The organism is Pantoea sp. AS-PWVM4 (genome assembly GCF_000468095.1).
Taxonomy (GTDB): Bacteria; Pseudomonadota; Gammaproteobacteria; order Enterobacterales; family Enterobacteriaceae; genus Pantoea; species Pantoea phytobeneficialis.
This window is the reverse complement of sequence record NZ_ASZC01000005.1, coordinates 237426-252184: the sequence shown is the minus strand read 5'-3', so window position 1 is coordinate 252184 and position 14759 is coordinate 237426. Positions and strand designations below refer to the sequence as shown.

Genomic DNA, 14759 nt, shown 5'->3' with positions numbered 1-14759 from the left:
ATCCACTGCGCACCTCATTTTTACAATCCACCCGACTTATAATTACGTGCCGCAGGTGTGCCATTGCTGGCCGGGCTTTTCTTGCCCAGGGTTTCCATACGAACCTGGAAAGGCGGGAAGGGCATTTCGATACCGTGCTCGGCAAAACCATGCAAAATCAGCTGATGCAGTTCATGGCGTAGCGGCATGCGGTGGCCCATTTCGGCGGCGTAGACTCGCAGTTCAAACAACTGGATACCTTGTTGCAGATCGACAAGGAACACGTCCGGGGGCGGCGTATCCAGTACATAGGTACAGCGTTCGGCCGCTTGTTTCAGGATCAAGGTCACTTCGTCGCTATTCACCCCAGCCGGTGCCGGGATAGTCAGCACCACACGCGTCACCGAATCGGAAAGCGACCAGTTAACGAACTGCTCGGTAATAAACGCCTTATTCGGCACGATAATCTCTTTGCGATCCCAGTCGGTGATGGTGGTCGCACGGGTATTGATGCGGGTGATACTCCCGGTGAGATCGCGGATGGTGACGGTATCGCCGATACGAATCGGCTTCTCGAACAGGATAATCAGGCCAGAAATAAAGTTGGCGAAAATCTCCTGTAAACCGAAGCCCAGACCAACACCCAGCGCGGCGACCAGCCATTGCAGCTTCGCCCATTCAATGCCAATCATCGAGAAGCCAATCAGTCCGCCAATCAGCATCAGGATATATTTGGTCACCGTGGTGATGGCGTAGCCGGTGCCTGGCGTCAGGCTCAGGTGCTGCAACAGCGCCAGCTCCAGCAGCGCAGGCATATTGCGCACCAACTGGGTGGTAATAATCAGCACCAGAATGGCGATCAGAATCGAACCGAGGGTAATTGGCTGGATGCTTTCCACACCCTGCACCGTGGTGCTGACATCCCACAGGCGGATATTTTCGAGGAAACCGAACGCCGAGTGAATCTCCGACCACAGCACAATCACTGACACCAGGGCAATCAGGGTCAGGATCGAACGAACCAGGCGCAGCGACTGGGCGCTGATAGCATCCAGATCGATGATGGGTTCATCCGCTTCCACTCCCACGCCCTCAATGCTGGTGGCAGGCTGCTCTTTATCCTCTTCACTGCGCGCACGGTTGGCCAGCATCTCTGCACGACGCTGGCGAGCGCGGTCAAAGGCGATACGGCGGCGTTGGATTAACATCCAACGGCGAACAATATGGTAAATCACCAGCAGGAAGAACCAGATGCCGACGGAAGTTTCCAGGCGTGCCAGCAGTGCCTGCGCAGTCGCCAGATAGCCAATGCAGGAGGCGAGGGCCGCAACCAGTGGAATGGCGATCATCAGGTTCCACAAAATGCGGTTGATAAAGTTATCGCCGTTGCCTTCTTTATCCAGGTACAGCGGGATGCCGGCGCGCTTCAGGCTAACGGTCACGATGCTTAATGCACCGCAAATCAGGATGAAGCACAGCCTGCCAAGCGTCGAGGAGAACTCACGATCTTCCAGGTTGGCAAAAGCGATCAACAGCATGATCAACGGCACAATCAGGCCAACGGTAAGCGAGTAATAACGCATTGCGCGTGCCACGCGCGCCTGAGGCCAGCGGAAATGCACGACAAACAGGCCATTGGGGCGGGCAAAAGAGGCGCTGATCATAAACGCCCACAGCAGAGGCAGCGTGGCGGTGATGCCATCGCCAATTGCCACCGCTATCGGGTAGGGCCAGGCTTCCTGCAAACCATAACCGAGGGCCGCCCATAACACCGGAATCGGCACGGCGACCAGAATCGACCAGAACACCGTGCGCATTGTCAGGCCGAAGTGATCCTGTGTCACCTTGCCCACTTTGCTGGCGGCTCGTGCCAGAAAAGCATGATAGTGGCGGCGTGAACTGATGCTGAACCCAACCAGCAGCACGGCTCCCAGAATCGGTAGCACCGTTTCCTTGCTGGTAAACATCATCGCCAGTGCTTTGCCTAACTGGCCCAGCGTATCAAGCGATAACAGCCTTGCCAGGGCTTGTGCGGTATCCACCGGAAAGCTCAGGTCAACCGCACTGACATCAGCGGTCCAGAACAGATAACGATGGGTGGCATCGCGCACTTCCGTCAGTGCATCCTGTAGCTGGGTATTGGAAACTTTGAGTTTGGTGATTTCCAGAATCAGCGTATCGCAGCCGGAAATTAAGGAGTTAAGCAACTCGCGCTGAGTTTTCAGCTGGGCTTCCAGAATGCGGCTCTGTTCACTGGTGAAAGGCGTGCCATCATCCTGCTTCTCTTTGCGTAATGCCTGCTGACGCTCCAGCAAATCCTCATAACGGAGCCGTTGTACGCGCAACTGGCCCATTTCGTTGTCGATCTGCTGTGATTTGGGCATATCCGGCAGACGCGCCACCTGCGCGCGCAAGGCCTCGCCCAACAGGTTCGATGCGCCCAGCCATTGCGATTGCTCACGCAGGGTGCTCAGCGCCTGACGGACTTGCAACGTCTGATTGGTCGCCAGGCGTTGCTGCGAGGCGACCAAATCCATGCGTTGTGCCTGCTGATTAAGGTCAGCAGACAGCTCACGGTTTACCCGGAATTGTTCGCTAATGGCGCTGGGCAGATCGCCGCTGTTTTCCGCCAGTTGCTCGGTACGTTCCAGTGCCTGTTCAGCCTCACGCTGGCGCTGATTATTCAACTGATTGCGCAGCGCTTGCAGGTAATTATCCAGTTGTGAGGCCTGACGTTGATGCACTTCGGCACGCATGCGCGCCAATTCCTGACGGTTATTGGCGGAGAGTTGCGCCAGTTCCAGTTCATCCACACGCGCTTTGTTGGCGGCGTTCTCCGCCTGACGTGCATAGATCTGGGCCTGTTCCTGCGGGGTGGTGGCGGTTGATGCGCCCTGCACGCGACGGTCGCTCTCCGTCATGGCCCGGCGCGCCTCGGTCTGCTGCTGCGGCAACTGCGACAGCGAATCGCTGATTTCGCGTGCGCGATCCTGCTCCTGCTGTGCCTGACGTCCCTCTTCCAGTAACTGACTGCTGACCTGCAAAATCTCCTGATCCAGTTCGGTGCTGCTCATATTGTTGCGCACCGTTTTGCTGCTCTCAGTGGTCATGCTGGCGAGTTGCTGGCGCAGTTCTCGCGCCAGACGGGGGAAGTCGTCAATTACCTGCTGATATTGCTTTGCCCGCTCCAGCGAATCATCGCGTTCAGCAAGGAAATTGAGTGCCGTTTCCAGTGTCTGAATTTGTTCGGTTTGGGCAGGGGAGCTTTTGGCGGATTTGACGGCATCCAGCTCCTGTTTCAGGTCACTGGCTTGCGGCACGGTGGCCGCAAAAACAGGGCTGCTGAGCCACAAACTCAGCAGCAGGATAAGAAAGGCACGCACAGGGAGTTGTCCTGTTAGTCGGCGAGCGGGGTGGTTTCACCCTGCTGTGGCAGTGCGATAGCCAGCGGCTGACCAAGACGGGTTTTGCTCTCCGCTTCCAGGCTCTCTGCCAGTTTGACGCGCTTCGGGGCAAACAGGTTGATGACGGTGGAACCCAGCTTGAAGCGTCCCATTTCCTGGCCTTTCAGCAGCACCACTGCGCCATCATGATCGGCTGCCGGGTAGTGCCAGCGTTTGATCACCCCTTCGCGTGGCGGCGTGATGGTACCGGCCCAAACGGTTTCGATACTTCCCACGATGGTTGCACCAACCAGAATCTGTACCATCGGACCATGATCGGTATCGAACACACAAATCACGCGCTCGTTACGTGCAAACAGGTTTGGAATGTTACGCGCGGTCAGAGGGTTGACGGAGTAAAGGTCGCCTGGCACGTAAATCATTTCGCGCAGGATACCGTTACACGGCATATGTACCCGGTGATAATCACGCGGGGCGAGGTAAGTGGTGACAAACTCACCGTCCTGGAACTGTTCCGCCAGTGCATCATTACCCGCCAGCAGTGCCTGCAACGAGTAGTAATGGCCTTTGGCCTGGAAAATCTGATCCCCTTCGATGCGACCTAACTGACTGATGGCACCATCGGCAGGCAGAGCCAGCAGCGTGGCATCGGGATCGATCGGGCGAGCCCCCTCTTTTAACGGGCGCACGAAGAAATCATTAAAGGTGCGATAGCTGGCGGTGTCTGGTTTGCTGGCTTCCGCCATATCCACTTTGTAGTACCAGACAAAAATATCGATGACCGCTTTGGTCAGCCAGCCACCACGACGACTGGCACCCCAACCGGCAAGTTCGGTCAGTCCTTTCTTAGGCAGAATATGATTCAGGCCGAGCTTAAAACGATCAAACACCTTAGCCTCCTGGCTTTATTACACATCGTTTATACAAAAGGGGGCGGATTGTAGCAGCGCCCCGGTCAGTTGGCGAATGTGCCGTTGTATACCCTTCATCCTTCAAACGGCAGGTGCGTTGGCTGGGCTCGCTGACCCCAGTCACTTACCTGAGTAAGCTCCTGGGATTCACTCGTTTGCCGCCTTCCTGCCGTTCGAATGATTTTGGGTATAACCGTTAATCTTCGCTGGCGGAAAAGTTTTTACGCGTTTTTACTTGCGCCATACTTTCCAGAATTCGGTGGTAGTTATCGAAGCGAGAAGCATCGATGATGCCGTTCTCTACCGCTTCACGAATAGCACAGCCGGGATCATTGCCGTGCTTGCAGTCGCGAAACTTGCAACTGCCAAGAAACTCACGGAATTCGACAAATCCACGGGTGATTTGTTCCGGCTCCAGGTGCCATAAACCAAATTCGCGTACACCCGGCGAATCAATCACATCGCCGCCGTGCGGGAAATGGTACAAGCGTGCGGCAGTGGTGGTGTGCTGGCCAAGACCTGAAACATCCGACACGTCGTTAGTCAGGATCTCATCACCCGCGACATCGAGGCCCAGCAGCGCATTCAGCAGGCTGGATTTGCCGACACCGGACTGCCCGGCAAAGATGCTGATACGTCCGGTTAACGCAGCCTCCAGCTCATCGAGGCCGTTTTTGGCGCGGCTGGACACCATCAGGACGCGATAACCAATGTGGCGGTAAATCGCCATCTGTTCATCAACAAAAGCACGCGCTTCATCGTCCAGCAGATCGGTTTTGTTCAATACCAGCAGTGGCTCGATCCCCAGGGTTTCACTGGCGACCAGATAACGATCGATGATGTTAAGTGACAACTCAGGCAGGATCGCCGACACGATAATGATCTGATCGATATTGGCGGCGATCGGTTTGACGCCGTCGTAGAAGTCGGGGCGCGTCAATACGCTGGTACGATCGTATACCGCTTCGACGATCCCTTTGCCGCCGTTCTCATTGGCCGCACGCCAGACCACGCGATCGCCGGTAACCAGCGATCGAATGGTGCGACGAATATTGCAGCGATGTACCTCGCCTGCGCTGTCTTCAACGTCTGCGTGCATGCCGAAGCGGCTGATCACTACGCCATCGGTTGGCTCCCCAAACAGGCTATCATCCGGTTCCGGCTTTTCGCTCCGTTGCTTCAGACGACGCTCATGGTTCGCGCTTACGCGACGTTGTTGACCCTTCGACAGTTTATTTTTGCTCACGCATCCTCTCACGCTTTCGCCAGGCTTCGCCCCGCTGGGCAAAACGTCTATGATACACCTTAATTTAGTGTAATGACGACTTTGGCAACGGGCGGAAAATGCATGACAGCTGGAAATGAAAATAATCTGATTTGGATCGACCTCGAAATGACCGGGCTGGATCCAGAACGCGATCGCATCATTGAGATCGCTACGCTGGTAACGGATGCCAATCTGAATATTCTGGCGGAAGGGCCGGTGATGGCGGTACATCAGTCCGATGCCCAGTTGGCGCTGATGGATGACTGGAATGTGCGTACCCATACCAACAGCGGTCTGGTGGATCGCGTGAAGGCCAGCCAGTTTGACGATCGTGCCGCAGAACTGGCGACTATCGAATTTTTGCAACAGTGGGTGCCTGCTAATACCTCGCCGATTTGTGGCAACAGCATCGGTCAGGATCGTCGCTTCCTGTTCAAATATATGCCGGAGCTGGAGGCTTATTTCCACTACCGTTATCTCGATGTCAGTACCCTGAAAGAGTTGGCGCGTCGCTGGAAGCCAGACATCCTGCCAGGCTTCAAAAAAAGCGGCAGCCATCAGGCATTGGATGATATCCGCGAGTCCGTGGCGGAACTGGCGTATTACCGCGAGCATTTTTTGCAGCTTTAATCGCCTTCGGGTGCGCAGGAAAACAGCAGGTTGCTGAATTAATCGGCAAACGCGCAGAAAGCGCAAAATTTTGCTTTCAGGCTCTTGCGATGGAAAGGATTTCTCGTATAATGCGCACCCCGTACCGATGAAGAATTTCGGTGCGGCCAGAACCAAGATGATGCGGGAATAGCTCAGTTGGTAGAGCACGACCTTGCCAAGGTCGGGGTCGCGAGTTCGAGTCTCGTTTCCCGCTCCAAAATTTGGTTCAGCAGTACCTCCTATGCGGGAATAGCTCAGTTGGTAGAGCACGACCTTGCCAAGGTCGGGGTCGCGAGTTCGAGTCTCGTTTCCCGCTCCAAAATTTGTATAGCAGTACCTCCTACGCGGGAATAGCTCAGTTGGTAGAGCACGACCTTGCCAAGGTCGGGGTCGCGAGTTCGAGTCTCGTTTCCCGCTCCAGTTTTGAATATTCATTTAAGTTATTTGTCTTCGGTCACGAGCAAAACTAAAACTGTGGCAGCCAAACCGTTTTCTGGAAAGTTTGCGCAATGCTGCAAAGTCAAAAATTGATGAACTGACGACAGTCGCTGCCTTGATCGGCCAGCAGGTTATCCACAATCTGCCCGGTGCATTCAGACGGCGTTTTACCCTATATGCAAAACCGTTTTGAACAGAGTTATCCACAGGCTCTGGACGATTGCTTATATCTTAATGTATGTATAAATGTTTACGATAAATTTATAATTTATTGATTTTAATCTATTTTTTCATGTTTCAGACTGTTGTTAAACTTACTGGACGATATAACGGGGCATCCCGCTAATCGGCCTGATAATTTTATTCACAGCATGTGGAAAAGGATTTTATCCTGCAAATTTGTTCAATCACGCATCACGCGCCAGACCTTTTTCAATCGCTCGTACCAGACGCAATTTCTGTGCAGGCTGGACCTCAACTTTAAGAGCGGCACGCTTCTCGCGCTGTTGAGCCAGCGCCCAATCGATATGTTCATCCAGCAAGGGATGCTGTCCTGAACGCTGTTGCAGCACGGCGATATTTTCTTCTGACCAGGGCGCATTGCCCAATGCCACCGCTACGTTACGCAACCAACGCAGATGTCCAATACGGCGAATGGCCGACCCTTCAGTCACGCGCAAAAATTTTGCTTCATCCCACATAAACAGCGTGGTGAGCGGTGGTGCATGCAGCACGGCACGCGGTGAAAAATCGTCTTCGTCGGTGAGTTGCCCATAGCGGTTCCACGGACAAATCAACTGGCAATCGTCGCAACCATAGATACGGTTGCCGATCAGCGGGCGAAACTCTTCCGGGATGGCACCTTCCAGTTCAATGGTCAGGTAAGAGATGCAACGTCGCGCATCCACGGTGTACGGCTCGACAATCGCTGATGTCGGGCAGATGGTCATACAGGCGACACAACGGCCACACTGTTCTTCCTGCGGGGTATCTACTGGCAACGGCAAGTCGATCAGCAACTCGCCGAGGAAAAACCACGAACCCGCTTCACGGTTGAGAATCAGTGAATGTTTGCCGGTCCAGCCCAGGCCTGCTTTGGCTGCCAGTGGACGTTCCAGCAGCGGGGCGGAATCAACAAATGGGCGGAAATTCAGCTCGCCACACTGCTCCTGAATCTTTTCCCCGAGCTTTTTCAGTCGATTGCGTAATACTTTGTGATAATCGCGGCCCAGCGCATAGCGGCTGACATAACCCAGTTGCGGATTTTTCAGCGTGCTGGCGAAGGCTGCTTTGGCTGGCAGGTAATTCATACGAACGCTGATCACCCGCAATGTGCCGGGTAGTAACTCATGGGGACGCGCACGCATCATGCCATGACGCGCCATCCACTCCATCTCGCCGTGGTATTGTTTATCCAGCCACGCCTGCAACCTGGGTTCTTCAAGGCTGAGATCGGTATCGCAAATACCGACTTGCTGGAAGCCGAGTTCGCGCCCCCAGAGTTTAATCTGTTGAGCAAGCTGTTGAAGATCGAGAGGGTATGACATGAGAAACCAGGAATTGAACGCTAACACGCGCAGTTTATCACACTCTGTCTGGCCTGCGCAGGCGATAGGAAAACTGGAGCGCGATGCCGCCGACAGCCTGGGACTGACCCTGTATGAACTGATGCAGCGCGCCGGGCAGGCCAGCTATGAACTGGCACGTCGCTTATGGCCTCAAGCCAGCCACTGGTTGGTTCTCTGCGGGCACGGCAACAACGGTGGCGATGGATATGTGGTGGCGCGGCTGGCGCAAGCGGCAGGCATCACGGTCACGCTGCTGGCGTGTGAAGGCAGCAAACCGCTACCGGAAGAAGCGCAGCAAGCGCGCGAAGCATGGCTGGCGGCAGGCGGAGTGATTCATGCAGCCGATGCCTGCTGGCCGGAACAGGTTGAGGTGATCATTGATGCTCTGCTCGGCACCGGGCTGAACCGTGCGCCTGCTGCACCTTATGACCATCTGATTACGCTCGCCAATGATCATGCGGCACCGGTGCTGGCAATCGACATGCCTTCTGGGCTGGTGGCAGCCAACGGTACGGCACCGGGGGCGACTATGCTGGCCGCGCATACCTTAAGCATGATTGTGTTGAAACCCGGACAACTCACTGGCAAAGCGCGTGATTATATCGGGCAATTACATGTCGATGAGCTGGGGCTGTCGGCCTTTCTTGCGGGTAACCCGGCACCGATGCAGCGTGTTGATGCTCAGGACCTCTCTCGTTGGCTGAAGCCGCGCAAAGCCACCTCGCATAAGGGCGATCATGGTCGTTTACTGGTGGTTGGCGGGGATCGGGGGACGGCGGGCGCGATTCGCATGACGGCAGAAGCAGCATTGCGTGCCGGGGCAGGGCTTGTGCGCGTACTGACGCATGAAGATAATATCGCGCCAATACTGACCGCCCGACCGGAACTGATGGTGGATGCGCTGGTCGAAGAACGGCTACAGCAGGCGTTGGAATGGGCGGATGTGATTGCCATTGGCCCTGGCTTAGGCCAGCGCGATTGGGGTAAACAGGCGCTGAAAACGGTTGTAGCCTGCGAAAAGCCGATGCTTTGGGATGCGGATGCGCTCAACCTGCTGGCAATCAATGCGGATTACCGTCAGAATCGCATCATTACGCCGCATCCCGGCGAAGCGGCGCGTCTGCTGGGCGTCAAGACCAGCGAAATTGAGAGCGACCGCATCCATGCCGCCCAGACATTGGTCAAACGCTACGGCGGCGTCGTGGTGTTGAAAGGGGCGGGTACGGTGATCGCTGATGACCAGGGAGACCTGGTCATTGCCGATGTTGGCAATGCCGGTATGGCCTCTGGCGGTATGGGCGATATATTAAGCGGCATTATTGCCGCGCTGATGGGCCAGAAACTGGCCCTGTTTAATGCGGCCTGTGCAGGCTGCGTGGCGCATGGTGCAGCAGCGGACGCCGTTGCCCGCCAGCGCGGTACACGCGGTATGCTGGCCACTGATTTGTTCGAGCTGCTGTGGCAGTTTGTTAATCCAGAGATGATCCAACAATAAAGAATGAAGACCTGTGTTATTTCTTTGCCCGATGAAGCGGCAACTCTTGAACTTGGCGCGCAGCTGGCTCGCGTATGCAACAGCGCGCTGGTGATTTATTTATATGGCGATTTGGGCGCGGGTAAAACGACATTCAGTCGTGGTTTTTTGCAGGCGCTGGGCCATCAGGGCAATGTTAAAAGCCCGACTTATACGTTGGTCGAACCCTATACGCTGGATAGCCGTACGTTATACCACTTCGACCTGTATCGTTTGGCCGATCCGGAAGAACTGGAGTTTATGGGAATTCGCGACTATTTCAGCGGCGATGCCATTTGCCTGGTTGAATGGCCACAGCAGGGTGCGGGTGTCTTACCTGAACCGGACCTGGCGCTGACATTGCGTTACGTTGACAATGCGCGTGAAGCAGAACTCCAGGCAGTTTCAGCGCAGGGCGAAACCCTGTTGCAACAGTTCCAGCAGTGCAGGGATCAGGCATGATGTCACGGATGAAAATGGCGTTGCTGGCGCTGCTCTGTCTGTTCTCCACCTCGGCGCTGGCCGCCACATTAGCCGATATCAAAGTCGATAACGGTGACAGTCAGGCGACGGTCACCCTGAGCTTTAATGGCCAGCCTGTTTATGGTTTCTTTCCGTTGCACAACCCCGATCGCGTGGTACTGGATATCCGCCAGAGCGGCAATATTCAGGGATTGCCGCTGACGTTCAGCGGCGAAAATATCGTTAAGCGTATCCGTAACAGTAAGCCACAAGATAAGCAGAGCATTCGTCTGGTATTTGAATTAACCCAGGCTGCGCGTACCCGCGCAACGACTCAGCGTGATGGCAATCAGTATCGCGTGGTGTTCACCATTCGCGGTACGCAAACGGCGAAACGCAATGCGGCACCGGTCAGCTCGGTGCGCGAAACCACGAGCAGCAGTCAGGGAAATCCGTTTAACGCTAACCCGGTAACCACGGTCAGCAGCAGTAATACCACCATCCGTCCCGGTGGCGCGGTGAGTCGTAACGAACCGGTGATCGTCGCGATTGATGCCGGTCACGGCGGCCAGGACCCCGGTGCGACCGGGCAGCGTGGTTTGCATGAGAAAAATGTCACCATCGCCATCGCACGTAAATTGAAAGCATTGATGGATCAGGACCCCATGTTTAAACCGGTCCTGACGCGTACCGGTGACTACTTTATCTCGGTGATGGGCCGCTCTGACGTTGCGCGCAAAGAAAACGCCAACCTGCTGGTATCCATTCACGCCGATGCGGCACCCAGCCACTCAGCAACCGGCGCCTCGGTGTGGGTGCTATCCAACCGTCGCGCGAACAGCGAAATGGCAAACTGGCTGGAACAGAAAGAGAAACAATCAGAACTGCTGGGCGGCGCAGGCGATCTGCTGGCGAATACCCAGGCCGATCCCTATCTGAGTCAGGCGGTATTGGATCTGCAATTCGGCCATTCGCAGCGCGTTGGCTATGATGTGGCGGTGAAGGTGTTGCAGCAGTTGCGTGGCATCACGCCGTTGCATAAACGTCTGCCTGAGCATGCCAGCCTCGGCGTATTACGTTCACCGGATATCCCTTCTTTATTGGTCGAAACCGGCTTTATCAGTAATTTGACTGAGGAGCGGCTGCTGGGCAGTAGCGCTTATCAGGAGAAGATTGCCCAGTCGATTTATAAAGGGTTACGTAATTACTTCCTGGCGCACCCGTTGCAATCGGTCCCCAGGGAAGAAAACCGCCCGCTGGATAACGCGCCAGTGGTAAGCGTCGCCAGTAATCCGGCGACAGGCACGGTGCAATATACGGGTGCGACACAACGCCATACCGTGACGCGTGGTGAAACCTTGTCAGGTATTGCCGCAAAATACGGTGTCAGTATGGCAACGCTGCGCGAGATGAACAGCCTGAAACGTGATGTGGTTTGGGTTGGGCAACGCCTGAAGGTGCCGGCGAAATCGACCGTCACCGCAAGTGCCTCGCGTGGTCCGGTTCGCCATAAGGTAGTGCGCGGTGACTCGTTAACCGCAATTGCCGCCCATTATGGCGTTAGCCCCAATGCCATCATGCAGGCCAATAATATGAAGTCCTCTAACGTGATGTTGGGGCAAACTCTGAAAATCCCGCAATCCTGATTGCTGGCCCCTGGTGGGCCAGCCAGCTACAAGGATCACCACCATGCCTATACAGATTTTACCGCCACAGCTGGCAAACCAGATCGCCGCAGGCGAAGTGGTGGAGCGTCCGGCATCGGTGGTGAAAGAGCTGGTGGAAAACAGCCTCGATGCCGGGGCCACGCGTATCGATGTGGACATCGAAAAGGGCGGCGCAAAGTTAATCCGCATTCGTGATAACGGTTGTGGGATAGCTAAAGATGAACTGGCGATGGCACTGGCGCGACATGCAACCAGCAAAATTGCCTCGCTGGACGATCTCGAAGCCATTGTCAGCCTGGGCTTCCGTGGCGAAGCGCTCGCCAGTATCAGTTCGGTGTCCCGCCTGACGCTCACTTCACGTACCGAAGAGCAAACCGAAGCCTGGCAGGCCTACGCCGAAGGGCGGGATATGGCGGTCACGGTTAAACCGGCGGCACATCCGGTTGGCACCACGCTGGAAGTCCTCGACCTGTTTTACAACACCCCGGCCCGCCGCAAATTCATGCGTACGGAGAAAACCGAGTTTACCCACATTGATGAAGTGATTCGTCGTATTGCGCTGGCGCGTTTCGATGTGGCGATCTCGCTCAGCCATAACGGTAAGTTGATGCGCCAGTACCGTGGTGTGACTCAGGATGCACAGCGTGAGCGCCGACTTGGGGCGATTTGCGGCACCACCTTTATGCAGCATGCGCTGAGGATTGACTGGCAGCATGATGATTTGGCCCTGCGCGGCTGGGTGGCTGATCCGGCCGGTTCACGTCAGGTGACGGACCTGCAATATTGCTACGTCAATGGCCGTATGATGCGCGATAAGCTGATCAATCACGCCATTCGCCAGGCCTATCAAACCCAGTTAGGTGATGAGCAGCAACCGGCTTACGTGCTTTATCTGGAAATTGATCCGCACCAGGTGGATGTTAACGTTCATCCGGCCAAGCACGAAGTCCGTTTTCACCAGTCACGTCTGGTCCATGATTTTATCTGGCAAGGGGTGATGAGCGCCTTACAGGCCAGCCGTGCTGCTGAATTACCGATTGCACACGCAGAAGAACCTGCGCCACAGTGGCAGCCGGAGAACCGGCAGGCGGCGGGCGGAAATCATTTTTCCCAGCCAGCGGCAACGCCACGTCGCTCAGGCGCGGCGGGCGGTGGCTGGCAGTCGCAAGAGCCAGGCTATAGCACGCGTGAAGGGGCGGCCTATCAGAAACTGATACAAACGCCGGTCAGCGTGCCGACGCCGGCAAAAGCGCCATCCGTCCCGGCCCCCGTGCCTAAACCCGCAAGCGAAACACCGCTTGCGGCTCATGTGCAAAGCTTTGGGCGGGTACTGAGCGTAGTTCGTCAATGTTATGCCTTGCTGGAGCGTGGCGATACGCTGCAATTACTCTCTTTACCGGTGGCCGCGCGTTGGCTAAAACAGGCCCAGTTGCAACCTGGAGAAGAAGGGCTGAAACCACAGCCGTTACTGATCCCTGTCAGGCTGAAAGTCGCGGCGGAGGAGATGGCGGTAATTGACCGACAAGCGGCATTGTTAACGGCGATGGGCATTGATTTACAACGGGAAGGGCAGCATGTGACGCTCCGCGCGGTGCCTTTACCGTTACGCACACAAAATTTACAAATCTTGATTCCAGAACTGTTAGGCTATCTCGCCCGGCAGCAAGAGGTTTCTGCGTTCGCACTGGCCCAGTGGCTGGCCCGTCGTGACAATGCAGAAGCCCCGCACTGGAATCACTCGCAGGCGATTACGTTGCTGGCGGAGCTGGAACGGCTATGCCCGCAACTGTTAAAGTCGCCGCCTTCTGGCCTGTTACAGGCCGTTGAGATTGAGAGCGCGATTAACGCGTTGAAGCATGAGTGAACTGAACCAGGCTAGCCGGCCTAAGGCAATTTTTTTGATGGGCCCGACTGCCTCCGGTAAGACGGCGCTGGCAATTTCTTTGCGTCAGCAGCTTCCGGTGGAACTTATTAGCGTTGACTCTGCCTTAATCTATCGCGGGATGGATATTGGCACGGCGAAGCCGTCCGAAGAGGAGTTAGCGCAGGCACCCCATCGCTTGCTGGACATTCGCGACCCGGCGGAGGCGTATTCCGCTGCCGAGTTTCGTCGTGATGCGTTGGCAGAAATGGCGGAAATCACCCAAAGGGGTAAGATTCCGTTGCTTGTTGGTGGAACCATGCTCTACTTCAAGGCGTTGCTTGAAGGATTGTCGCCGCTGCCCTCGGCCGATCCGGACGTGCGTCAGCGGATAGAGCAAATGGCGGCGGAGAAAGGTTGGGATGCCTTGCACCGTCAGCTGTGTGAAATCGATCCGGTCGCCGGTGGTCGTATTCATCCGAATGATCCGCAGAGACTTTCGCGAGCACTGGAAGTTTTTTTTATTTCGGGTAAAACTTTAACGGAACTGACAAAAACATCCGGTGAAGCGTTACCCTACGACGTGTATCAGTTCGCAATCGCTCCGGCGAATCGCGAATTGCTACATCAACGCATTGCGTTGCGTTACAACCAGATGCTGGCGTCAGGGTTTGAAGCGGAGGCTCGCGCTCTGTTTGCACGAGGTGATTTGCATACGGATATGCCTTCCATTCGCTGTGTTGGTTATCGTCAAATGTGGTCTTACCTCACTGGCGAAATCGATTACAACGAAATGGTTTATCGGGGAATTTGCGCAACCCGGCAGCTCGCGAAACGCCAGATGACCTGGTTACGTGGCTGGCCTGACGTGCACTGGTTAGACAGTGACGAGCCAGATTTAGCGCGTAATGCGGTGCTTCAGGTTGTTAGTGCGAAGCAGGGATGATTGTGTACAATTGATCCGTTATCGTGCGCAAATTTTTTACGCAGTTTTTCTGAACCACGGTTCAAAAAGTAACAAACAACAAGCATATAAGG

General features: G+C 55.5%; 10 protein-coding genes and 3 tRNA genes. 9 read left to right on the top strand and 4 right to left on the bottom strand.

The window, feature by feature from the left end; genetic code table 11:
- Positions 1-20: 20 nt before the first annotated feature.
- The 3 genes from mscM to rsgA all read right to left on the bottom strand — a co-directional run bounded on the left by mscM (position 21) and on the right by rsgA (position 5540).
- Positions 21-3362, bottom strand: a complete 3342-nt coding sequence (mscM, locus tag L579_RS07070; protein WP_021183585.1) for a miniconductance mechanosensitive channel MscM — start codon at positions 3360-3362, stop codon at positions 21-23.
- Between the two features lie 14 nt (positions 3363-3376).
- Entirely contained in the window at positions 3377-4273 is an 897-nt protein-coding gene (gene asd, locus L579_RS07065; protein ID WP_021183584.1) for an archaetidylserine decarboxylase, read from the bottom strand.
- A gap of 217 nt (positions 4274-4490) precedes the next feature.
- Positions 4491-5540 carry a small ribosomal subunit biogenesis GTPase RsgA gene (gene rsgA, locus L579_RS07060; RefSeq protein ID WP_021183583.1) on the bottom strand — a complete coding sequence of 350 codons (1050 nt, stop codon included), beginning with the start codon at positions 5538-5540 and terminating at the stop codon, positions 4491-4493.
- A gap of 102 nt (positions 5541-5642) precedes the next feature.
- Between rsgA and orn the strand changes: the two genes are divergently transcribed.
- The 4 genes from orn (at position 5643) to L579_RS07040 (ending at position 6632) form a co-directional block, all read left to right on the top strand.
- Positions 5643-6191: an oligoribonuclease gene (orn, locus tag L579_RS07055; protein ID WP_021183582.1), complete on the top strand. Its 549-nt coding sequence runs from the start codon at positions 5643-5645 to the stop codon at positions 6189-6191.
- Positions 6192-6353: 162 nt separating this feature from the next.
- A tRNA-Gly gene (locus L579_RS07050) sits at positions 6354-6429 on the top strand.
- A 26-nt stretch (positions 6430-6455) separates the two neighbouring features.
- A tRNA-Gly gene (locus L579_RS07045) sits at positions 6456-6531 on the top strand.
- Between the two features lie 25 nt (positions 6532-6556).
- Positions 6557-6632: transfer RNA gene (locus tag L579_RS07040), tRNA-Gly, on the top strand.
- 425 nt (positions 6633-7057) lie between these two features.
- Here the strand turns inward: L579_RS07040 and queG are convergent.
- Positions 7058-8197 carry a tRNA epoxyqueuosine(34) reductase QueG gene (gene queG, locus L579_RS07035; RefSeq protein WP_021183580.1) on the bottom strand — a complete coding sequence of 380 codons (1140 nt, stop codon included), beginning with the start codon at positions 8195-8197 and terminating at the stop codon, positions 7058-7060.
- Here queG and nnr point away from each other — a divergent pair.
- From nnr to miaA, 5 genes are read left to right on the top strand one after another with little or no spacing between them, the layout of a single operon-like run.
- Complete coding sequence (gene nnr / locus L579_RS07030; protein ID WP_021183579.1) at positions 8196-9713, top strand: bifunctional ADP-dependent NAD(P)H-hydrate dehydratase/NAD(P)H-hydrate epimerase; 1518 nt, start codon at positions 8196-8198, stop codon at positions 9711-9713. The two genes, queG and nnr, sit on opposite strands and share 2 nt — an antisense overlap.
- A 3-nt stretch (positions 9714-9716) precedes the next feature.
- Entirely contained in the window at positions 9717-10193 is a 477-nt protein-coding gene (tsaE, locus tag L579_RS07025) for a tRNA (adenosine(37)-N6)-threonylcarbamoyltransferase complex ATPase subunit type 1 TsaE (RefSeq protein WP_021183578.1), read from the top strand.
- Positions 10190-11839, top strand: a complete 1650-nt coding sequence (gene amiB, locus L579_RS07020; RefSeq protein WP_021183577.1) for an N-acetylmuramoyl-L-alanine amidase AmiB — start codon at positions 10190-10192, stop codon at positions 11837-11839. The genes tsaE and amiB overlap by 4 nt, the downstream gene beginning before the upstream one ends.
- 43 nt (positions 11840-11882) lie before the next feature.
- Positions 11883-13724: a DNA mismatch repair endonuclease MutL gene (mutL, locus tag L579_RS07015; protein WP_036625594.1), complete on the top strand. Its 1842-nt coding sequence runs from the start codon at positions 11883-11885 to the stop codon at positions 13722-13724.
- Positions 13717-14667, top strand: coding sequence for a tRNA (adenosine(37)-N6)-dimethylallyltransferase MiaA (gene miaA, locus L579_RS07010; protein ID WP_036625591.1), 951 nt, complete (start codon positions 13717-13719; stop codon positions 14665-14667). Before mutL ends, miaA begins: the two co-directional genes overlap by 8 nt.
- Positions 14668-14759: the final 92 nt, after the last annotated feature.

What these genes read in the sequence shown, in the direction of transcription:
- orn (WP_021183582.1), top strand. Translation starts at nt 5,643, where the DNA reads ATGACAGCTGGAAATGAAAATAATCTGATTTGGATCGACCTCGAAATG.
- nnr (WP_021183579.1), top strand. Translation starts at nt 8,196, where the DNA reads ATGAGAAACCAGGAATTGAACGCTAACACGCGCAGTTTATCACACTCT.
- queG (WP_021183580.1), bottom strand. Translation starts at nt 8,197, where the DNA reads ATGTCATACCCTCTCGATCTTCAACAGCTTGCTCAACAGATTAAACTC.
- tsaE (WP_021183578.1), top strand. Translation starts at nt 9,717, where the DNA reads ATGAAGACCTGTGTTATTTCTTTGCCCGATGAAGCGGCAACTCTTGAA.
- amiB (WP_021183577.1), top strand. Translation starts at nt 10,190, where the DNA reads ATGATGTCACGGATGAAAATGGCGTTGCTGGCGCTGCTCTGTCTGTTC.
- mutL (WP_036625594.1), top strand. Translation starts at nt 11,883, where the DNA reads ATGCCTATACAGATTTTACCGCCACAGCTGGCAAACCAGATCGCCGCA.
- miaA (WP_036625591.1), top strand. Translation starts at nt 13,717, where the DNA reads ATGAGTGAACTGAACCAGGCTAGCCGGCCTAAGGCAATTTTTTTGATG.